The sequence below is a fragment of the Thiobacillus denitrificans genome (assembly GCF_001530125.1).
Classification (GTDB): Bacteria; Pseudomonadota; Gammaproteobacteria; order Burkholderiales; family Thiobacillaceae; genus Thiobacillus; species Thiobacillus denitrificans_C.
In genome coordinates this window covers 1-21354 of the sequence record NZ_LDUG01000015.1, presented here as the reverse complement: position 1 = coordinate 21354, position 21354 = coordinate 1, and the positions used below count along the sequence as shown (strand labels likewise).

Annotated in this window: 16 protein-coding genes and 1 pseudogene; 15 read left to right on the top strand and 2 right to left on the bottom strand. The window is 64.0% G+C overall.

The window, feature by feature from the left end; genetic code table 11:
• Nucleotides 1–18 precede the first annotated feature (18 nt).
• Entirely contained in the window at nt 19–813 is a 795-nt protein-coding gene (locus ABW22_RS03870) for a GntR family transcriptional regulator (protein ID WP_059752119.1), read from the bottom strand.
• 259 nt (nt 814–1072) lie between these two features.
• On the bottom strand, nt 1073–2986 hold the full coding sequence (gene prpR / locus ABW22_RS03865) for a propionate catabolism operon regulatory protein PrpR (RefSeq protein ID WP_059752117.1): 1914 nt from the start codon (nt 2984–2986) through the stop codon (nt 1073–1075).
• Nucleotides 2987–3192: 206 nt separating this feature from the next.
• Here prpR and ABW22_RS03860 point away from each other — a divergent pair, with 206 nt between their 5' ends.
• The 15 genes and pseudogenes from ABW22_RS03860 to ABW22_RS03795 form a co-directional block, all read left to right on the top strand.
• A complete protein-coding gene (locus tag ABW22_RS03860; RefSeq protein ID WP_330218745.1) occupies nt 3193–4422 on the top strand; it encodes a CaiB/BaiF CoA-transferase family protein in 1230 nt (409 codons plus the stop codon).
• Between the two features lie 56 nt (nt 4423–4478).
• Nucleotides 4479–6551 (top strand): hydantoinase/oxoprolinase family protein, encoded by a 2073-nt coding sequence (locus tag ABW22_RS03855; RefSeq protein ID WP_059752113.1) that lies wholly within the window; start codon nt 4479–4481, stop codon nt 6549–6551.
• A gap of 31 nt (nt 6552–6582) precedes the next feature.
• Nucleotides 6583–8478 carry a hydantoinase B/oxoprolinase family protein gene (locus tag ABW22_RS03850; protein ID WP_059752111.1) on the top strand — a complete coding sequence of 632 codons (1896 nt, stop codon included), beginning with the start codon at nt 6583–6585 and terminating at the stop codon, nt 8476–8478.
• Between the two features lie 19 nt (nt 8479–8497).
• On the top strand, nt 8498–9451 hold the full coding sequence (locus tag ABW22_RS03845; RefSeq protein WP_059752110.1) for a hydroxymethylglutaryl-CoA lyase: 954 nt from the start codon (nt 8498–8500) through the stop codon (nt 9449–9451).
• Nucleotides 9448–10440, top strand: a complete 993-nt coding sequence (locus ABW22_RS03840; protein WP_059752108.1) for a WD40/YVTN/BNR-like repeat-containing protein — start codon at nt 9448–9450, stop codon at nt 10438–10440. The genes ABW22_RS03845 and ABW22_RS03840 overlap by 4 nt, the downstream gene beginning before the upstream one ends.
• 17 nt (nt 10441–10457) lie before the next feature.
• A complete protein-coding gene (locus tag ABW22_RS03835) occupies nt 10458–12845 on the top strand; it encodes an efflux RND transporter permease subunit (RefSeq protein ID WP_059752106.1) in 2388 nt (795 codons plus the stop codon).
• A gap of 52 nt (nt 12846–12897) precedes the next feature.
• The gene (locus ABW22_RS03830; RefSeq protein ID WP_202813906.1) at nt 12898–14451 is read left to right on the top strand and encodes a DUF1302 family protein; all 1554 of its coding nucleotides are present in this window, start codon (nt 12898–12900) and stop codon (nt 14449–14451) included.
• 26 nt (nt 14452–14477) lie between these two features.
• Nucleotides 14478–15731, top strand: coding sequence for a DUF1329 domain-containing protein (locus tag ABW22_RS03825; RefSeq protein WP_059752104.1), 1254 nt, complete (start codon nt 14478–14480; stop codon nt 15729–15731).
• 114 nt (nt 15732–15845) lie between these two features.
• Entirely contained in the window at nt 15846–16721 is an 876-nt protein-coding gene (locus tag ABW22_RS03820) for an isocitrate lyase/PEP mutase family protein (protein ID WP_059752102.1), read from the top strand.
• Nucleotides 16718–18130: a 3-isopropylmalate dehydratase large subunit gene (leuC, locus tag ABW22_RS03815; protein ID WP_059752100.1), complete on the top strand. Its 1413-nt coding sequence runs from the start codon at nt 16718–16720 to the stop codon at nt 18128–18130. The genes ABW22_RS03820 and leuC overlap by 4 nt, the downstream gene beginning before the upstream one ends.
• An 11-nt stretch (nt 18131–18141) precedes the next feature.
• Nucleotides 18142–18795, top strand: coding sequence for a 3-isopropylmalate dehydratase small subunit (gene leuD, locus ABW22_RS03810; RefSeq protein ID WP_059752098.1), 654 nt, complete (start codon nt 18142–18144; stop codon nt 18793–18795).
• A gap of 52 nt (nt 18796–18847) precedes the next feature.
• A pseudogene (locus ABW22_RS18240) lies at nt 18848–19378 on the top strand (AbrB family transcriptional regulator); the annotation flags it as partial.
• A gap of 21 nt (nt 19379–19399) precedes the next feature.
• A complete protein-coding gene (locus ABW22_RS18235; RefSeq protein WP_269083893.1) occupies nt 19400–19933 on the top strand; it encodes an AbrB family transcriptional regulator in 534 nt (177 codons plus the stop codon).
• Between the two features lie 110 nt (nt 19934–20043).
• On the top strand, nt 20044–20688 hold the full coding sequence (locus tag ABW22_RS03800) for an N-carbamoylsarcosine amidohydrolase (protein WP_059752096.1): 645 nt from the start codon (nt 20044–20046) through the stop codon (nt 20686–20688).
• Between the two features lie 25 nt (nt 20689–20713).
• Nucleotides 20714–21354: polysaccharide deacetylase family protein (locus ABW22_RS03795; protein WP_059752094.1), on the top strand; the 641-nt coding region annotated here is incomplete at its 3' end.

Here is a 21354-nt window from a genome sequence, read left to right as displayed (position 1 = left end):
GCATTTTCCTTGCGTTGATTAATGAAACTGAGCGGACAACTCTTTGCTGACCCACACCTTGGCATCGATGCTGCCAACGCGCGACAACTGCATTTGATATTCATACCGGTCTGGCCGGTACAGGCCATGCAGCCATTGAATCGGGCGGTCCTGGTCGTCGTAGATCAGGCGGCGAACCGCCAGCAGGGCCGAGCCGACCGCAATATCCAGATGTTTTGCAACCTGGACATCGGCCAGGCGCGCCGAAATGGTCTGGTGCGCACGGCCGACCGTGACGCCGGACTCTTCCAGCAGGACAAGAATGGGTTTTTTGGCCAGTTCGCGGCGCCCGAACTGGCGGGCGATGTCGGCCGGCACATACGTTGTGATGTGGGACAGTGGGCCTTCCCGCGTGCTGCGCACCCGAACCGCTTTCTGCACCAGGTCACCCACTTTCAGTTGCAAGGCATCTGCCACGTTCACAGAAGCCATCACCACCTCCACATCCAGAACGCGGACGGATGTTTTCAGTCCCATGCTGACCAGGTTCTCAAGCAAACCGGTGAGCTGGGCGCGTTGCCCCCCTTCACCATGCGTTACGGCCTTGGATGCGCCGAGGTCCAGCGCCCGCGTGCCGCGTCCCGGCTCGCGCGAGATCAGTCCTTCTGCGGCCAGTTGCTCCAGCGCCCGGCGCACCGTCACGCGCGCCACGCCAAACTGCTGCATCAAAGCCAGCTCCCCGGGGACTCCCTGGGAAAACCTGCCTTCATGCAACTGCTCGCGCAACACCAGGTAAATCTGGTGGTACTTGGTCATGGGCAAGGCGGGCGACATGAGCGGATCGTACGAACAGTCCTATTGTTCTGTCAATAGGACATTTCTTCAATTTGAAGCGTTTAAGGGTTTCTACCGAGCCTGGAATTTACCGTTGACCTGATCGATCAGGTTGAGTTGCATAGGGTTTTCGCCGGTCCATCATCGCGTCCTGTTCAAAGTGCAGTTCAAGGTACTTCTGGTATGGCGCATGTTGACGGTGGCCGAAAACTGACCAGTAAACCGATCTAAGGCTACGCGTGTTGCCGTCCCCGCTTTCTCAGGCCATGGCACGCAGACGACGCCACAGGGTGGTCCGGCTGATGCCCAGCCGCTGTGCTGCGGCGTGACGATTTCCCTTCAATGCGGCAAGTGCATCGCGGATGGCCTGATCGGTCAGCAAGATGCGCGTCTGGTCGCTCGCGTCTTCTCCCGTGTCGTAGAGCTCGGGGAGCGTCATGCGCAGTTCGTTGTGATCGATGGCCGATTGATCCGGATACGCAGACAGAAACACCGCGAGCCGCTCGGTGATATTTTCCAGCTCCCGCACGTTTCCGGGCCAGGCATAACGGCAGAGCAGGGGCTCGATGCTTTCGATCACCGTATCGGCCCGCAGTGGGGAGGCTAACCGCAGCAACGCAGCCTGCAACAGCAGGGTCGCGAGGACAGGAATGTCTTCGGCGCGGTCCCGAAGCGCCGGCAGGTGCAGATTCAGGATGTTGAGGCGGTAGTACAGGTCCTCGCGGAACTGGCGCAGCTTGACCCGGGTCATCAGTTGCTGATGGGTGGCCGAGATGATGCGCACATCCACCGGAATGGTGTCCGTGCTGCCCAATCGAACCACTTCCTTTTCCTGCAACACGCGCAGCAAGCGGGTCTGCAACGAGATCGGCATGTCGCCGATTTCGTCCAGGAACACCGTGCCGGTGTGCGCCACCTCGAACAAGCCGGCCTTGCCGCCCTTGCGTGAGCCGGTGAACGCGCCTTCCTCGTACCCGAACAACTCGCTTTCCAGCAAGGGCTCGGGAAAGGCGGCGCAGTTGATCGCCACGAACGGCTTCCCGCTGCGGCGGCTGGCGTTGTGCATGGCTTGTGCAAAGAGTTCCTTGCCGGTGCCGCTTTCGCCGGTCAGCAGCACGGTCGAGACGGTCGCGGCATAGCCTTGCGCCAGCTTTTTTGCGCGCACGAAGGCCGGGCTGGTGCCCGCGATCTGGTCGAAAAAGTAGCGCGCAACCGGCTTGCGTGCGCGCGCTGCAACGCGCAATCGGGTGTCAGCCTGGCGGATGTTCTTGGCGTCGTAGAGCGTCAGCACGGCGCCGGCCAGGCCGCCGCGTTCGCGAATCGCAATCCGGTTGGCAATGAAGGCCTGATGGTTGAACTCGATGACCTGCCCGATTTCATCCTGGCCCGATTCCAGCACGGCTTTCAGCGACAGCGGCGGAGCGATGCTGGACAGCAGCTTGCCGAGGGCATCGGCTGCAGAGCAGTCCAGCAACTGTTCCATGGACGGGTTGACGGCGGTGATCCGGCCGGCCTCGTCGGTCGCCAGAACCGCTTCCTGAAGATGCTGCAGCACACTGTTCAAACGCTCGTGGCGCGCCGCTTCCAGGCGTGAAACCCGAGCCAGGTCGAGCGCATCGTCCAGCGCCAATCGCACGGCCGTGGCGCTGTAAGTCAGTATGCCGTGGAGGCCCTGCTGCTCGGCGAGTTCCACCACGACGCTGGAGCCCACGATCACGGTGTGGCCGGCTGCGGCCAGGCTCATGAAGCAGTCGCGCGCTTCGTCGGCTGTCTGGTAGGCGAGCTGGTCGATTTGCAGCTTGAGCAGGGCCTTGACGGAAGCCAGTTCACGCCCGGTGTCGCGGTAGGTCACCAGCCCCACGCGCTCGGAGATCTGGCGCGCCTTGAGCAGCGCCACCAACACGTCGTAGCCGCTGACCTTGATCGCGGCCACGGGGGTGGACAGGGTCGATTTCAGGATGGCTGCATTGGCGCCGGCTGAAATGAACACATCGACGCGCCGGTCGCGTTCGCGTTGCCGGGCTGCGAGATTGGCCTGCTCGAACACTTCGTCGATGACCTCGATGTCGGCGCGCCCGGCATATTCCGGCAGCACCGAATGAACGATCCGGGTCAATCCCTTGTAGCCGATGACGCAAATGCGTGGCAGCGGGCCGGTTTGCAAAGACTGCATGACTGGATTTCCTTTTTAGCCTGATCTTAAACGGGGGTAAACCCCTTGTTTCAACAACGTTTCGCGACGTTCCAAGTAACAAGTACATGAAACAAATTCCGGGTATCCAACACGAGATTGAAAAAGGTTTTCAATATAAATCAACGGCTTGCTGATAACAACCCTTGATGGCACGCTAATTGCTGATTTGTTTCGATACAAATTCCATGCAACAACCCATCAAGGGTAAACCCTCAATGAAATCATTGGCCAATGTCCTTATTCTTGATCTCACGCACATGCTGTCAGGGCCCTATGGCGCCATGCTCCTGACCGACCTGGGTGCGCGCACGATCAAGGTCGAGCCTCCCGGTAGCGGTGAAGGCACCCGCCAGTTACTGGCCCAGAGTAGCGACTATGCGCGCCAGGGCATGGGTGCCTATTTCCTGACGCTCAACCGCAGCAAGGAAAGCGTCTGCATTGACCTCAAGTCGGACGAAGGCCGGGCGGTGTTCTACGACCTGGTGCGCCAGGCCGATGTCGTGATCGACAACTTCAGTGTCGGCGTGACGCGCCGCTTGCGCATCGACCACGAGACCCTGGCCGCCATCAACCCGCGCATCATCACCTGCTCCATTTCGGGCTTCGGCGAGACCGGCCCCGAGACCGCCCGCCCGGCCTTCGATCAGGTGGTGCAGGGCATGGGCGGCGGCATGTCAATCACCGGCACCGAGGCCAGCGGCCCGGTGCGCTCGGGCATTCCGATCGGTGATCTGGGGGGCGGCGTCTTCGGCGCCATGGGCGTGCTTGCGGCGCTGGTGTCCCGCGGCAGCACCGGCCTGGGCAAGCATGTGGACGTGTCGATGCTAGACGTCCAGATTTCACTGCTCAACTACATGGCCACCATGTACCTGATGTCGGGCATCGTGCCTGAACGTCTGGGCAATGGGCACTTCGTGCACGTCCCGTACAACACCTATCGCACCCAGACCGGCCACATCATCATCGCGTGCATCGGCGACGCCTTTTTCGAGCAGATTCTGACGGTCCTCGCCCGCCCCGAACTACGCGACGAGCGCTATCGCCAACAGCCAGCGCGCCTGGCCGACAAGGCTTTGATCGACCGGGTGATCGAGGAAGAACTGCTGACCGGCACGGCCGAACACTGGCTCGACAAGCTGCGCGCGGCGCGCATCCCCTGCGCCCCGGTCAACAACTTTGCGCAGGCACTCGACGACCCCCAGGTCAGGGCGCGCAACATGGTGGTCGATGTCACGCTGCAGTCGGGCGAGGTCGTGAAGATGCCCGGCAATCCGATCAAGTTCTCGGATGCGGGCGAAGAATCGTTTTCCGCCCCACCGCTGCTCGGCGAGCACACCGACGCCGTGCTGCGGGGCGTCCTTCACTACCCCGACGAGCGCGTGTCAGCGCTTCGCAAGACAGGCGCTATCCAGTGAACCCGGCGCCAACCCCTATCGCCGCATCTTCCCATCCGAAACTTCAGGAGAATCCCATGAATCAAGGCCCAACGACAACCTACCGACTTGGTGTCGACGTCGGTGGCACATTTACCGATTTGCTGCTGATCAACGAATCCAGCGGTGAGACTTTTTCGGCCAAGGTGCCGTCAACGCCCGCTGACTCATCGATCGGCGTGCTCAACGGCATCGCCAAAATCTGCGAACAGAACGGCATCGCGCCCGAGCACATCACCCACGTGATGCACGGCACCACGGTGGCCACCAACACCGTGCTCGAAGGCAAGGGCGCGCGCGTCGGCCTGGTCACAACCACGGGCTACCGCAACGTGCTGCAGATCGCCCGCTCCTTCGTGCCGGGCGGGCTGGGCGGCTGGGTGATCTACAACAAGCGCGCCCTGATGGCGCCGCTGGAACTCACCATCGAAGCCGACGAGCGCCTCGACGCCCGCGGCGAGGTGGTCAAGCCGCTCGATGAAGCCGCGCTGACAAAGTCGCTGACGGCCCTCAAGGCCAAGAACATCGAGGCGCTGACGGTGTGCCTGGTCAACGCCTACGCCAGCGGCAAACACGAACTGCGGGTGCGCGAAATTGCCGAGCAGGTCATGCCCGGGGTGCCGGTGTCGATCTCCTCGGAAGTGATGCCCGAGATGTACGAATACGAACGGGCCGAGACCACGGTGGTCAATTCCTACATCCGCCCGGTCGTGTCGCGCTACATCGACAACCTGCACCGCGAGCTGAAATCGAAAATGAAGGATGTGCAGCTGCATGTGCTGCGTTCCGATGGCGGCCTGTCGTCGGTGGAAGCGGCCCGCAAGAGCCCGGTCAACCTGCTGATGAGCGGGCCGGCCGGCGGCGTTTCGGGTGCGCAGTGGATTGCGCGCGAGTCGGGCTTCCCCAACCTGATCACCTTCGACATGGGCGGCACGTCAACTGACGTGGCCTTGATCGAAAAAGAGGTTGCGCAGACCCGCCGCGAAACCCGGGTGGCCGACGTCACGGTGCGCGCGCCGTCGATCGATGTGCGCACCGTGGGCGCGGGCGGCGGCTCCATCGCCTACGTGCCCGAACTGACCAAGGCCTTGCGCGTCGGCCCGCAAAGCGCCGGGGCCTCGCCCGGACCTGCGGCCTACATGAAGGGCGGCGACAAGCCCACGGTCACCGACGCCAATGTGGTGCTGGGCTACCTGCCCTCCTCGTCGCGTCTGGGCGGCGACATGAAGATTGATCGCGCTTTGGCCGAGACCGCCATGGCCACGATCGCCGGGCCGCTGAACAAGACGGCCAAGGAAGCGGCCGAGGGCGTGATCAACATCGTCAACGAGAACATGTTCGGCGCGCTGCGGCTGGTGTCCATCGAGCAGGGCCACGATCCGCGCGACTTCGCCCTGGTGGCCTTCGGTGGCGCCGGCCCGCTGCATGCCAATGCCCTGGGCCGCCTGATGGGGTCATGGCCGGTGATCATTCCGCCCGCGCCGGGCGTGTTGTGCGCCTATGGGGACGCCACCACGCGCCTGCGCGACGAGGCCTCGCGCACCTACATTCGCCGTATCAGCGAAATCTCCGATGCCGAAGTGCTGGGTCTTCTTGACGAGCTGACCACCACGGCGGCGCGCTCGCTGCTCAGCGAGGGAATTTCGCCAGAACAGCAAAGCGTGCAGTTCCAGATCGACATCCGCTACCGCGGCCAGGGCATGCGCCTGACGCTGCCGGTGACGCGCGAGGAGCTGGTGCAGGGCGGCATTGCCAGCGTGGCCAAGCGCTTTGACGACATGCACACGCAACTGTTCACGTTCGCACTGGATGCGCCGCACGAAGTGGTCAGCCTGCGCGCCGTGGTGCAAGGCCCGGAAACCAAGGTTCGTGCCGAGCAGTTGCCGCGCGGCAATGGCGACCCGGCCGCCGCCATCATCGACGAGGCCACGGTGTTCGTCGATGGCGCCGACCATGCCGCCAGGATCTACGACCGCGCCCGACTCAAGGCCGGCGACCGCATTCCCGGTCCGGCCATCGTCTGCCAGATGGACACCACCACGCTGATCCTGCCGGGTCACACCGGCGAGGTGGATGCCGTCGCCAACATCCTCATCCGCCCCAACGTCTGACCGGCGCGAACGCCAAAAACAGGACATTGCCATGACCGCTCACATCATCCAGACCAACCCCGCCCCGTTCCAGCCGGTCGACCTCGACTCGATCACGCTGGACATCATCGAGAACGCACTGCGCAACGCCCGCGCCGAAATGGATGCCGTGCTGTTTCGCACCGCCATGTCGCCCGGCATCCGCGAACAGCACGATGCCTTTCCAATGATCGCCAACAACGAAGGCAAGATGGTCGTCGGCCAGTTTGGCTCGTTCATCCACGGCTTTGTGTCGAACTACGACGACACCATCGAGGAAGGCGACGTCTTCCTCACCAACGACCCCTACTCCTGCAACGGCGCCGTGAGCCACCTGAACGACTGGCTCACGCTGATGCCGATCTTTCACGACGGCCGGCTGGTCAGCTGGGCCGCGATGTTCGGCCACATGACCGACAACGGCGGCAAGGTGCCGGGCAGCCTGCCGACCGACGCGGCGCAGATCTTCGAGGAAGGCTTGCAGATTCCGCCGGTGAAGATCGTGCGCAAAGGCGTGCTGAACAAGGAGCTGCTCAACCTGCTGCTGCGCAATTCGCGCGTGCCGGAGTGGAACCGCTCCGACTTCAATGCCATGCTGGCCTCGCTGCGCCTGGCCGAGCGCCGGGTGCATGAAATCGTCGCGCGCTTCGGGGTGGACCACTACATCGCGGCAATGGCGGAGATGCTCGACCGCAACAAGCGCGCCATGAGCGCCATCATCAAGATGGTGGTGCCTGAGAAAAAGGCCTACTTCGAGGACTACATCGACGATGACGGCGTCGGCATGGGGCCGTACAAGGTCGCCTGCAGTCTGTGGCGCGAGGGCGACATCGCCCATTTCGACTTCACCGGCACCGATCCGCAGTCGATCAGCTCGGTCAATTTCTTCCTCAACGAAGAAATGTTCAAGATGTTCCTGGGCGCGTTCTTCATCAACATCTTCGACCCGCAGATCCTGTTCAACGACGGCTTCTACGAGCTCGTCGACGTCAAGATTCCCGAAGGCAGCATCCTCAAGCCCAAGCGCCCGGCGGCGCTGTCGTGCCGCACCCACCTGCTGGGCCGCATCTTCGACATCATGGGCGGCTTGCTGGGCCAGGGCTCGCCCGACGTGCTGAACGCTGCGGGTTTCTCCGACAGCCCGCACCTGATGTATTCGGGCTACAACAAAAGCGGCGAGTGGTACCAGCTGTTCCAGATCGGCTTCGGCGGCATTCCGGGCCGCCCCGCGGGCGACGGCCCGGACGGCCATTCGCTGTGGCCTTCGTTCACCAACGTGCCCAACGAATTCCTGGAAAGCTACTTTCCGCTGCGCATCGTGCGCTACGAAGCCATCGCCGACTCGGGCGGGGCGGGCCTGCACCGGGGCGGCAACGGCGTCTGCACCGCTTATGAGTTCCTGGAGCCGGGGGAGATCTCGATCCACGATGACCGCTGGCTGACCTATCCCTGGGGTGTCAACGGCGGCAACCCCGGCGCGCGCAGCACCAAGGAGCTGGTACGCAAGGACGGCAGCCGTGAATGGCTGCCCTCCAAGTGCGACCGGATCAAGGTCATGGAAGGCGACATCCTGTACTTCAACACCTGGGGCGGCGGCGGCTGGGGCGACCCGCTCAAGCGCCCGGCCGAGCGCGTGGCCACCGATGTCGAGCGCGGCCTGGTTTCGGTCGATGGCGCACGCGCCTACGGTGTCGTGGTGCGCAGCGACTTCAGCCTGGACCTGGCGGCCACCGAGGCCCTGCGCGCCGACATCGCCGCCACACGCCCGCCCATCGAGCTCTTCAACCGGGGCGGCACCATCGAGCAGCTGAAGGCGCGCTGCAAGGCCGAAACCAGCTTCGACCCCCCGCGCTCGCCGGTGTTCGCCAACTGGATGGGCAGCCCCGCGCAGCCCCGGCAACCGGCCTGATCGCCACGCAGGACACGCCATGAACGATCAAGTTCTCATCAATGAAGTGGGGCCGCGCGACGGGCTGCAGAACCAGCCGGTGACGGTGAGTTGCGACGACAAGCTGCGCCTGATCGCGGCGCTGGCCGACGCGGGCCTGCGCGCCATCGAGGCGACCAGCTTCGTCTCGCCCAAGGCCGTGCCGCAGATGGCCGACGCCGACGCGCTCTATCCCCGCTTGCCGCAGGCCGGGCATATAGCCTATTCAGCGCTGGTGCCCAACCTGCGCGGCCTGGAGCGCGCGCGCGTTGCCGGCGTCAAGGAAATTGCCGTGGTGCTGTCAGCGACCGACACCATGAACCGCCGCAACATCAACATGAGTCTCGGCGAGGCGCTCGCAGCCAGCAGCGAGACCATTGGCGGAGCGCTTGGCCTTGGCATGCGCGCCAAGGCCTACATCGCCGTCGCCTTCGAGTGCCCGTTCGAGGGCCGGGTGGCGCCGGCGGGCGTGCTCGGTCTGGCGGAAGCGATGTTCAAAGCCGGTGCCGCCGAAGTGGTCATCGCCGACACCATCGGCGCCGCCGCACCGCGCGCCGTCTCCGGCTTGCTCAAGGAATGCGTGGCGCGCTTCGGCGCCGGGCGTCTCTCGGCGCATTTCCATGACACCCGCGGCTTCGCGCTGGCCAACGCATGGGCGGCGCTCGAACAAGGTATTCGCAAGTTCGACGCCAGCCTGGGCGGCCTCGGCGGCTGCCCCTTCGCGCCGGGCGCCGCCGGCAACGCCGCGACGGAGGACCTGGTGCTGATGTTCGAACAGTGCGGCCTCGCCACCGGCATCGACTTGCAAAAGCTGCGCCAGGCGGTCGTCCTGGCCGGGCAACTGGTCCAGCGGCCTATCGGCGGCCGCACCGCAGCCTGGCTCGATGCCCAGGATGAGCGCCGCGCGCGCGGCAACGATGGCGCACTGAGCGAGACGGACAGGAAAAACAAATGACAGTGAACAAAGTGTGGCGCCTGCTATCTGCAGTGATGCCCTTCGCCGTGATCGGCGGCTTGCTCTACGCCGGCATCTTCATCAAGCCCGCCTCGGTGGGCGCCAGCGTGGCCCCGCCGGTGCTCGCGCCAAGGGATGCCTTCTACGGCGTGGCCATGCCAGCGGATGGCGTGATCTGGGCGGTCGGGCGCGGCGGCAAGATCGTGCGCAGCGACGATGACGGCAGGAAATGGTTGCTGCAACCTGCGGCGACGGATGCGAACCTGCAGTCCATCACGGCTTGGGATGCTGAGCGGGCCGTTGTCGTGGGCAACGACGGCACGGTTCTGCAGTCCGCCGACGGCGGCCGCTCCTGGCAAGCCGCGGTCGGCTTGCCCGCCGAGGCGGCGGGGCGCAAGCTGATCCGTGTCAGACGCTCTGCCGACGGTCGCGTCTATGCCGTCGGCGAGTTCGGTCTGGTGCTCTCGGCCACGGGCTTCGGCGCTGCCTGGGACAGTATCGGCAAGCGGGAAGACGTCGGCTGGAACGACCTTGCCGCTCGCGAAAACACCCTCATCCTGGCTGGCGAGTTCGGCCGCATCCGCCGCTCCGGCGACGGCGGTCGCAACTGGCAGGACGTCGCCAGCCCGGTCAAGAGCAGCCTTCTCGGCGTGGCGTTCTCCGCCGACGGCCGACTGGCGGTGGCCGTCGGCCTGGACGGCGTCGTGCTGCTGTCGACCGACGACGGCCAGAGCTGGCGCGCTGTGTCTTCCGGCACCCGTGAGCATCTGTTTGCCGTCACCGCCCATAACGCCGGATGGGCGGCTGTGGGCGACAAAGGGCTGTTGCTGCGGGCGCCTGCGGACGCGCAGACCTGGGAGGTGCGCCGTCTGGCGGAAAACAGCTATGCCTGGCATGCCGATATCGAGGCGCACGCCGACCGTCTGTATCTGGCGGGCGCAACGCTGTCCGCCGTCGGTCAAGACAACAAATTGGAGCAATTCAAGTGATTTCCCACAAACCAGGCATGAACCCTTCCCAAGAGCATCAGGGTCGTCTCTTCCGTTTCGTCGAGTTCTGCATCCGGCGCCGTGTCCTGGTGGTGGCGGTGATCGCGCTGATCACCGCACTCATGGCGGTCCTGGCGGTCCGGATCGAGATCAAGACCGTCTTTGACGACCTGCTGCCGGCCAATCACCCCTATATCAAGGTGCACGAGCAGTTCAAGCAGAACTTCGGCGGCTCCAACCTCGTCAGCATCATGCTGGAGGTGGAGGACGGCGACATTTTCAAGCCGGCCGTGCTCAGCAAGGTCCAGAAGGTGACGCAGGACCTGCAATACATCGAGGGCGTGAACCAGTTCCAGATCATCTCGCTGGCCGCCAAGAAGGCCAAGGAGGTGCGTGCTTCCACCGAAGGCATCGACATCAAGCCGCTGATGTGGCCGTCGGTGCCGCAGAGCGCGGAGGACGTCGCCAAGCTCAAGGAAGCGGTGCTGCACAACCCGCTGATCTACGGCGCCTACGTGTCGCGCGATCTCAAGGCGGCCCTGATCACCGTCGATTTTTACGACAAGGAGGTGCGCTACGACCGCATCTTCGACCAGATCGGCAAGATCGCGCGCTCGGTCGAGGGCGACGGGGTCGCTGTCAGGGTGGTCGGCGAGCCGATGCTGTATGGCTGGGTGAACCATTACCTGCCCGAGACCGGTCGCATCTTCCTGATCACCATCGCTGCCTTGATTGTGCTGCTGTTCTTCACCGCGCGCACCTGGCGCGGCACGCTGCTGCCCCTGCTGGCGGGCGTGGTGAGCGCGGTCTGGGCGCTGGGCGCGGCGCGGCTTGCCGGCCTGCACCTCGACCCCCTGGTGATCGTTGTCGCCTTCCTGATCTCGGCGCGGGCGATTTCGCACTCGGTCCAGCTGGTCATCCATTACGACGACGAGCTGGCCAAGGGCGCGCCGGACTCGACAGCGGCCGCCAAGGCGGCGATGACGGCCCTGTTCAAGCCCGGCATGCTGGGCGTCATTGCCGATGCCGGCTGCATGATCGTCGTGATCCTGACCCCCATTCCGCTGTTGCAGAAAGTGGCGGTCATCGGCACGGTATGGGTGAGCACCATCGCGGTGAGCGCCTGCGTGCTGACGCCCGTTCTGCTGTCGTGGATCCGCAAGCCGAACAGCTACGCCCATCCGGTCAATATCCAGCCGGTGCTGCGCTGGCTGCTGCAACGCTGCATTGGCGTCGCCACCACGCGGGCCCGCTACGTCGTCATTGCGCTGACTGCCGTGCTTTTCGTCGCCTCGGGGATTTACGCCTTCAATCTCAAGGTGGGTGACGCCAACCCGGGTTCGCCCATCCTGTGGGGTGACTCGCGCTACAACCTCGACGCGGCGGCGATCAACCAGCGCTTCGCCGGTGCCGACCGCATGTTCGTTGTCGTCTCGGGTGCGGGGACCGACTCGCTCAAGGAGCCCAAGGCGCTGGCGACCATGGCAGCCTTCCAGGCTTTCATGGAAAACCAGCCGGAGGTCGGCGGCACCGTGTCCATGGCCGACCTGGTGCCGGTGATGAAGCGCATCCTGCGCGAAGGCAACCCGCGTTACGAGGAATTCGGCGCCAACAGTGGCGAGAACGGCGAGATTCTGTACCTCTTCACCTCCGGCACCGACCCGGGCGACATCGATCGCTTTGTCGAACCCCAGTACAAGGACGCTTCGGTGACCATCTTCTTCCGCGACCATAAAGGCGAGACGATCCGTACCGCCGTCTCGCGCGTGGAAGAGTTCGCGCAAAAGCACCCCGACAGCCCGGTGCGCTTCCAGCTCGCCGGCGGGCTGATCGGCGTGCTGGCCGCCGCCAACGAAATCATCCTGGCCAAGCAGATCGAAAGCATTGCCCTGGCCCTGCTGGTGCTGGTGATCTGCTGCGCCGTGGCCTACCGCTCGCTCGCGGCCGGCATGTTCTTCATGGTGCCGGTGCTGCTGTCGAACACGCTCACCTTCGCCTTCATGGCCTGGATGGGCATCGGCATGAACGTCAACACCCTGCCGATCGCGGCGCTGGGCATCGGCCTCGGCGTGGACTACGCGTTCTACGTGGTCGACGAGATCCGGGAAGAGCTGCACAAGGGCAATACGCTGTTCGGGTCGATTGAACGCTCTCTGCTCAGCGCCGGCAGGGGCGTGCTGGTCACGGCGGCGACGCTGATCACCAGCGTGGTCATCTGGTACTTCTCTTCGATCCGCTTCCAGGCCGAGATGGGAATGCTGATGGCTTTGTGGCTGTTTATTTCGGCGGCGAGTTCGCTGCTGCTGATGCCGGCGCTCGTCGTCGTGCTCAAGCCGGCATTCGTGTTCAAACGGGGAGTTCGGAAACAGGCAGAGACGGGCGTTCAAGCCACGGCGACTGCTTGATGCGAAGCGGGGAAGCATCTTTTTAACTGGCAATAACCAAGAGGAGACAATCATGAAGAGAAGAGGAAATTCATTCTGTTCCACCAAACCCCGCAAGATCGCGGCAGCCCTGCTGCTGGCGTCGCTCGCGGGTTCGGTGACTGCGGCCGAGAACGATGGGGCGGAACCGACATTCACGATGGGCGGTTATCTGCGCGGCTCGGCGTCGTTCAACCTGCAGAATCCACCCGAGACTGCGCAGAACGACAGATACGATTTGTCGATGCTGCGCGGCTCCCTGCTGCTTGATGCCGACGCCAAGCTCGGCGCTGGCATCAAGCTGAAGGCGATTGCCCGCCTTGATCGCGAGGCGAAGACCGGCTACATGAAACGCCTGGACAATTTGCCCGGGCAAGCCGGCAATTTGATGGACGAGTACAACAACGCCGACATGCGTGAGCTGTATGTCGACTTTCCTGTCGGTGATCGCGTGAATTTCCGGCTCGGCAAGCAGCAGGTGGTGTGGGGAGAAACCGACTTCTTCCGCGCCCTCGACGTGGTGCATGGTTTCGACTACCGCTGGCGCTCCTTCCTCGAGGTGGAGAACGAGGAGCTGCGCAAGCCGCTGATCCTGGGCAATATGCGCATCCAGGTGCCCGAGGCCAATGGCTCGCTGCAGGCGATTGTCCGGCCGGGCTGGGACCGCGGCAAGGACATTGGCAACACCTACGACCTGTCGGGCGGGCGCTGGGCGAATCAACCCAACAAGGGCGTCAACTTTTTCGGTCCGAGCCCCGTGCCCGGGATGAATCTGACCAACTATGACTACGACCATCCGGACGGCAACATCAAGGACGTCACGGGTGGCATGCGCTGGGCGGGTGAGGCAGCGGGACTCAACTACTCGGTCGCTTACATGAAGACCTTCAACAACGACCCGGTGGTCAACCCCAGCGCGCTGATCGGCGGCACGCCCTACAAGGTCGCGCCCAAGGGCCTGCTGGGCGATTTCATCTATCCCAAGATCGACGTCCTGGGGGCCACCGCCAGCGGCTACTCGGAAGCGCTCGACGCCGTGCTCAGCACCGAGATCGTCTACAACAAGGATGTACCGTTCAACTACGGCAGCAACTTCGGCGGCGGCTTTCTGCCGGGTTTCGCCGGTGTGACGCTCAAGAACACGCTGGTGACGATGTTCCGCATCGACAAGCAGGTCAACTTGAGCCCGCTGATCGGCACCAGCCGTCCGTCATTCTTCTCGGTGCAGTTGTTCAATACGCGCGTGCTCGACTTTAACCAGAAAGACGACATCGTCTTTCTGGCAGGTTACGGCGCATCGCGCAAACGCGACAGCACCATGCTGACCATGATCCTGGCGATGAACTACGACAACGACCGCATCAACCCGGCGATTGCGGCCGGCTGGGATGCCAGCTACGGCGGCGGCTTCTTGATCCCGAGTGTCGAGTTCGTCATGGGCGATAAATGGCGCCTCAAGGCAGAGGCCAATCTGTTCTTTAACGGGGGCCGCAACAAGCAGCCCGGACAAGTCGAAAACAAAACCGCCCTGATGGGCTACTTCGCCAACAACAACCAGCTGGCTTTCCGGCTGACCCGTCAGTTCTGATGGCCACTCACCAAAAAGGATACACGATGAAAACGCAATACAAAATCAGCATCGCCATGGCCGCCTTTGCAGCCTGCGGTGCGACAGCCATCGCCGCCGAACTGCCGGCGGGAACAGTGATCAGCAAGGCCAACTTCGACCAGGTCAAGAATGAAACCTTCGAGGGCAAAACCATCGCCAGCATGGTTCCCGAGAAGGTGGAGTGGCAGATCCGCAACTGGGGGCTTACCATCAAGCTGCGCAAGTCCGAGCCGATCACCATGGACCCGAAGATGGTCGAGGCGACGAAGAAATATGCGGGCGAGGTGAAGTACGACGCAGCGATGAACGAGGTGAGCGGCTACAAGGCAGGCCTTCCGTTCCCCGATGTCGCGTCCTCGGACCCCAACTACGCGGCCAAGCTGGTCTGGAACTTCTATTACGGTGCGCCGGTGGGACAGGTGATGAACCTCAACTTCACCTATCTGCTGGTGGACGGCGACAAGGGGCTCGAGCGCACGCAAAACTGGGTACTCTCCCGCTACTTCATGAAGAACCGTCTGACGGGCAAGAACACCCCGGTGGAAGGCGACGGCAGCGTGTTCGCCAAGACGCTGCTCTTCGCCACCTATCCGCAGGATGTCAAGGGCCTTGGGCTGTTTACGATCCGTTACGACGGACCGCAGCTCGAGGAAAATTCGGTCTACATCAAGTCCTCGCGGCGCACGCGGCGTCTGCCGGGCGGCGCGTGGATGGACCCGATCGGCGGCACCGACCAGTTGAAGGATGACCTCGAAGTCTGGGACGCGCGTCCGAGCTGGTACAAGTCCTTCAAGTATGTCGGCAAGCGCTGGATACTGGCGGTCGCGCATCAGTCGAACTCGTCCGACCTGAGCAAGAAAGGAACGCCTGACGCCTGGCCGACGGTGGACCTCAAAAATCCGCCTTACTGGAACCCGGTGGACGCGTGGGAGCCGCGCGAGGTGCATGTCATCGAAGCGGTGGCACCCGATGCCCACCCCTACAGCAAGAAGATCATGTACATGGACGTGGCCTATCCGCGCATCTACATGGGCGAAGCCTACGACAAGAAGGGCGAATTCTGGAAGTGGCTGTTCTTCTCGGGACGCCCCCTCAAGGGCGAGGACGGTGTGCAGACCTATATTTCCGGTCAGGGACACACGATCGACTTCAAGCGCAAGCACGCGACGATCTTTGTCAACGCCCCCGACGTCAAGACCAACAGCCCCTGGACGGCTGACGATGTAAGCCTCGGCAAGCTGGAAGCCGCTGGGCAGTAAGCCCGCGGTCCTGCGCGGGGCGGCAAAAAATCGCCCCGCGCCTTCTTGAAATTCACGGGATGTCGCACGGCAAGGCGCAGGTCGAGTCCTGACGACATCCCCCAAGGAAGCTCCATGTTGACGACCAGCAAAACCCTTCGTTTAGTGCTGAATGCGCCCGGCATTGTTGTGGCCCCCGGGGCATTCGACGTCCTTTCCGCCAAGCTGGTGGAGCAGGCAGGATTTCCGGCGGTCTACATGACCGGCTTCGGCGTCTCGGCCTCACGCGCCGGCCTGCCGGATCTCGGCTTGCTCACGCGCTCGGAGTTCGTCGACCAGATCACGCAGATGGCCCGGGCGGTCGGCATCCCCTTGATTGCCGACGCCGACACCGGCTTCGGCAACGCGCTGCAGCTGGAACGCACCATGCAGCTCTACGAGCAGGCGGGCGCCGCTGCCCTGCAACTCGAAGATCAGGACCTGAACCGGCGCTGCGGACATCTCGCCGGCAAGGAAGTCGTCCCCGCCAGCGAGATGGTGGCGAAGATTCGTGTCATGAAGGCGGCCCAGCGTGATCCCGAGACGGTGTTGATCGCCCGCACCGACGCGCGCGCCGTCGCTGGCCTCGACGAGGCGTTGCGGCGCGGCGAGGCGTACCTGAAGGCCGGTGCCGACGTCCTCTTCATCGAGGCACCGCAAAACGTTGAAGAGCTGGAACGCATCGCCGCCGAATTCCGCGGCGCCTGGCTGCTGGCCAACATGCCCGAGGGCGGCTTGACGCCCTACCTCTCCTATCGCGAGCTGGAAAGCCTAGGCTACAAGATCGCCATCTATCCGGTGGCGACGCTCTTCACCGCCACCCGCGCCATGCAGGCTGCGCTGACGGAATTGCGCAGCCAGGGGCGCCTCGTGAACCCCGAGCGTCATGTGGACTTCGCCGATTTCATCGAGATCATCGGCGCGCCGGCTTATCTCGAAAAACTTGCCCACTACGAGACCCTCAAAAAATGACGCCAGCACGGACTCTCTACGAAAAACTTTGGGATGAGCATTTCATCCGCGAAGTGGGCAGCGGCCTGGGCCTGCTTTACATTGATCGTCATCTCTTGCACGAGGTGACCACGCCGCAGGCCTTCGAGGGCTTGAAGCTGGCCGGGCGCAAGGTGTGGCGCATCGCCGCCAACCTGGCGGTGGCCGATCACAACGTGCCGACTTCGCACCGCGACCGCGAGATCGCCGATCCGCTGTCCCGGCTGCAGTTGCAGACGCTGGACGCCAATTGCGCCGAGTTCGGCATCACCGAGTTTGGCCTGCACGATCCGCGCCAGGGCATCGTCCATGTGGTCGGACCCGAGCAGGGCTTCACCCTGCCGGGCATGACGGTGGTGTGCGGCGACTCGCATACCGCGACACACGGCGCGCTCGGCGCGCTGGCCTTCGGCATCGGCACCTCCGAGGTCGAACACGTGCTCGCCACCCAGACGCTCACCCTGCAAAAAGCGCGGACGATGCTGGTGCGTTTCGAGGGCAGCCTGGCGCAGGGCGTCAGCGCCAAGGACATGGCCCTGGCACTCATTGGCTTGGTCGGAACCGCCGGGGGAACGGGGCATGTCATGGAGTTCGCCGGCCCGGCGGTGCGCGCACTCAGCATGGAAGGGCGGATGACGCTTTGCAACATGGCGATCGAGGCCGGTGCGCGCGCCGGCATGGTGGCGGTGGACGACACGACGATCGACTATTGCGTTGGTCGCCCTTTCGCCCCGACGGGCCAGTCACTGGACCAAGCCGTGGCTTATTGGCGCACCTTGACCAGCGACCCGGAGGCGGTGTTTGACCGGGTGGTCGAGGTGGATGCGGCAAGGATCGCGCCCCAAGTCACCTGGGGCACATCGCCAGAGATGGTGACGTCGATTGAAGGCGTGGTGCCCAATCCGGATGGCGAACACGATCCGGTCAGGCGCGCGGGCATGGCGCGGGCTCTGGCGTACATGGGCCTGGAGCCCGGGGTGCGAATCGCCGACATCCCGCTCGACAAGGTCTTCATCGGCTCGTGCACGAACTCGCGCATCGAGGACTTGCGCACGGCGGCGGCGGTCGTGCGCGGCCGGCATATTGCCCCCGGAATTCAGCAGGCGCTGGTGGTGCCGGGATCCGGCCTGGTCAAGGCGCAGGCCGAGGCCGAAGGATTGCACCGCGTGTTCATCGAAGCCGGCTTCGAATGGCGCGACCCCGGCTGCTCCATGTGCCTGGGCATGAACGAGGACAGCCTCAATCCCGGCGAGCGCTGCGCATCCACGTCGAACCGCAATTTCGAAGGCCGCCAGGGCGCCGGCGGCCGCACGCATCTGGTCAGCCCGGCGATGGCCGCCGCAGCCGCGATTGCCGGGCACTTCGTTGACATTCGCCAATTTCACGGCTGAGGAGCTGACAAATGGACAAATTCACTCAGCACGAAGGCATCGTCATCCCCCTGGATCGCGCCAATGTCGATACCGACGCCATTCTTCCGAAAGAATTCCTGAAGTCGGTCAAGCGCACCGGTTTCGGACCACATCTATTCGACGGCTTGCGTTACCTCGACCCTTACCGCGATGAACAAAGCAACGCGCTCCGACGACCGAACCCCGACTTTGTCCTGAACCGTCCCGAGTACGCGGGCGCCACCATCCTGCTGGCCCGCGAGAATTTCGGCTGCGGCTCCAGCCGGGAGCACGCGCCGTGGGCGCTGCTGGACCATGGCATTCGCGTCGTGATCGCGCCGAGTTTTGCCGACATCTTTTTCTCCAACTGCTTCAAGAATGGTCTGCTGCCGGTGCGCCTGACTGCCGCGCAGGTCGACACGCTGTTCGCACAGCTTGCGTCCACGCCCGGCTATCGCTTGCACATCGATCTGCCAGCGCAGTGCGTGCGCACGCCCGACGGCACATCGTTCACGTTCGAGATCGATGCGTTTCAGAAGGATTGCCTGCTCAATGGGCTGGACGAGATCGGGCTCACCTTGCAGCACCGCGAGCAAATCGCGGCGTTCGAGGCGCGGCGGCTGGCGGATCGCCCCTGGTTGCGTGCCGATCCGGCCGGGCACTGATGCAACATGAAGCCCTTCGTTCCAGCAACGACCGGCCGTATTCGCGGCGCGCTGGTCGTCGCCAACTGCGGCGGTGGGGCCATTGAAACCCATGGACCACGCCAGCACGCTGGCACCCGGCATGAGGCTTGCCGGCGCTGCGCTGGCGGCCCTGGCCGGCGGTCTGCTGTGGCAGGCGCTGGGATGGCCGCTGCCCTGGGTGACCGGCGCCTTGGTCGGCACAGCCTGCCTGGCGATGACGCGTTTTCCCGTGAGTTGTCCGCCGCTGCTGTTTCTGATCGCGCAGTGGCTGATCGGCGCAGCGGTCGGCGCCCGCTTCACGCCCGCGGCAGCCGCGCAACTGACGGCGCATGCCGGCGCCATCGTTGTCGCCACGGTCTTTTCCCTTGCACTCGGCCTGCTGCTGGCATGGCTGCTGCGGCACTGGGCCCGGCTCGATGCGGCGACGGCCTTTCTCGCCGCAATGCCGGGCGTCTCCGGCGAGATGGCCCGCCTGGCCCAGGAGCACGGTGCGCGCACCGATCAAGTCGCCCTGGTGCAGACGGTGCGCCTGTGCCTGGTGGTGATCCTGGTTCCACCCGCGTTTCGACTCCTGCTGCCGGGCATGGGCTCGCCCGTGCCCGATCCGGTGACGCACGAGGTGCAGGGCCAGTTGTGGCTGCTGCTGATTGCCTTGGGGGGCGGCTGGAGCCTGAAACGATTGATTGGCGGCACGGGCTGGTTTGTCGGCGCGCTGGTGGCCGCCGCAGCCGCGACGGCCTTGGGTGTGCCGGTCGCGGCGCCAGCCCCTGCCCTGGCCGATACGGCGCAACTGCTTCTCGGCTGGAGTCTGGGCAGCCGTTTCCGGCGCGAGTCGCTGGCGCGGCTGCCCAGACTGCTGGTGACTTCCACGATCCTGAACGTGGCGGCGATCGGCGCCAGCGCGCTGCTGGGCCTCCTGCTGGCGCACCGCTGGGGCTTGAGCGAGAACAGCGCGATTCTGGGAGCGATCCCGGGCGGCATCGCGGAGATGTGCATCACCGCCGCGTCGCTCGGCGAGCCGGTGGCGATCGTCGCGGCGTTTCATGTCGTGCGCGTGCTCGGTCTGCTGCTGCTCGCCGTGCCGCTGCTGCGGCGGATCACAAAGGCCAACAACTAACCCCGATCATTCACTTCACTGAAAGGAGGCTTGCTCACAGCGTTTTATTCAGACCGTGTTCACGGCGAGTTCGTCACAGCAAAATTTTAGTAACGGAAAAAGGAGATCACATGGCACAGGACAGACAAAGCAATTACGCAGGCGTTTGGGACAACAGGATCGGGTTCGGTGACACGCCGGCGTTGATCGTCGTCGATTTCATGAAGGGCTACACCACCGAGGGCTCGCCATTGTTCGCGCCTGGCGTGCCACCCGCCGTGCGCGAAAGCGTCGAACTGCTGGACGCGGCGCGCACGGCGAAGATCCCGGTGCTGCACACGATCGTGCGCTACAACCCCATCACATTCGACGACGGCGGGGTATGGATCCGCAAGGCGCCGGTGCTCAAATGCCTGGTCGAGGGCAATCCCTATGCGCAGACCTGCGACGAAGTGCTGCCCCGGCCGGAGGAAACCGTCATCACCAAAAACTATGCCAGTGTGTTCTTCGGGACCAGCCTGGTGGCCACGCTGAACGCCAGGCGGGTCGATACGGTGATCCTGATCGGCTGCTCCACCAGCGGCTGCATCCGGGCCAGCGCGGTCGACGCGGTTCAGTACGGTTTCCGGACCATCGTCGTGCGCGATTGCGTCGGCGACCGCCATCCGGACGTGCACGAGGCCAACCTGTTCGACATCAACGGCAAGTACGGCGATGTCGTGATGAAGACAGAAGTAATCGACTACCTGAAAAAACTGCGCGCAGTATCGCGCTAACCCATAAGCACAAAGGAGCATTGACATGAGCAACCCACTGACCCAGACCCGCCGTTACGACTACTCCCCGATCATCGACCGCCAGCCGATGAAGCTGCCCAACGGGGCGCGCGTGGCGATCGTGCCCTACATCAACATCGAGCACTTTCCGGAAGACATTGCGGGCACCGCGCTGGTGCCCGGCACCGCCAAGTTCACGCCGGATGCGCTGAACTACGGCTGGCGCGACTACGGCAACCGCGTCGGCCTGTGGCGCATGATGGACATGATGGACCGCTATGGTTATCGCGGCACGGTGTGCCTGAACTCCGACATCATCCGCGAATATCCGCGCATCATCGAGGAAGGCGAGAAGCGCAACTGGGCCTGGATCGGCCACGGCATCAACAACGCGCCGGCGAATTTCCTGAGCGGCAAGGACGAGCCCGAGGAGCGCGAGATCATCCGTACCGTGCTCACCGAGATGGAGAAGCGCCTGGGCCGCAAGACCAAGGGCTGGCTGGGCCCCTTCCTGTGCGAGACCTTCAATACGCCGGACCTGCTGGCCGAGCTGGGCGTCGAATACCTGTGCGATTTCACCGCCGACGACCAGCCGTTCCAGTTCAATGTCAAGAAAGGCAACCTGATTTCAGTTCCGTACACGGTTGAGCTGAACGACATCCCGGC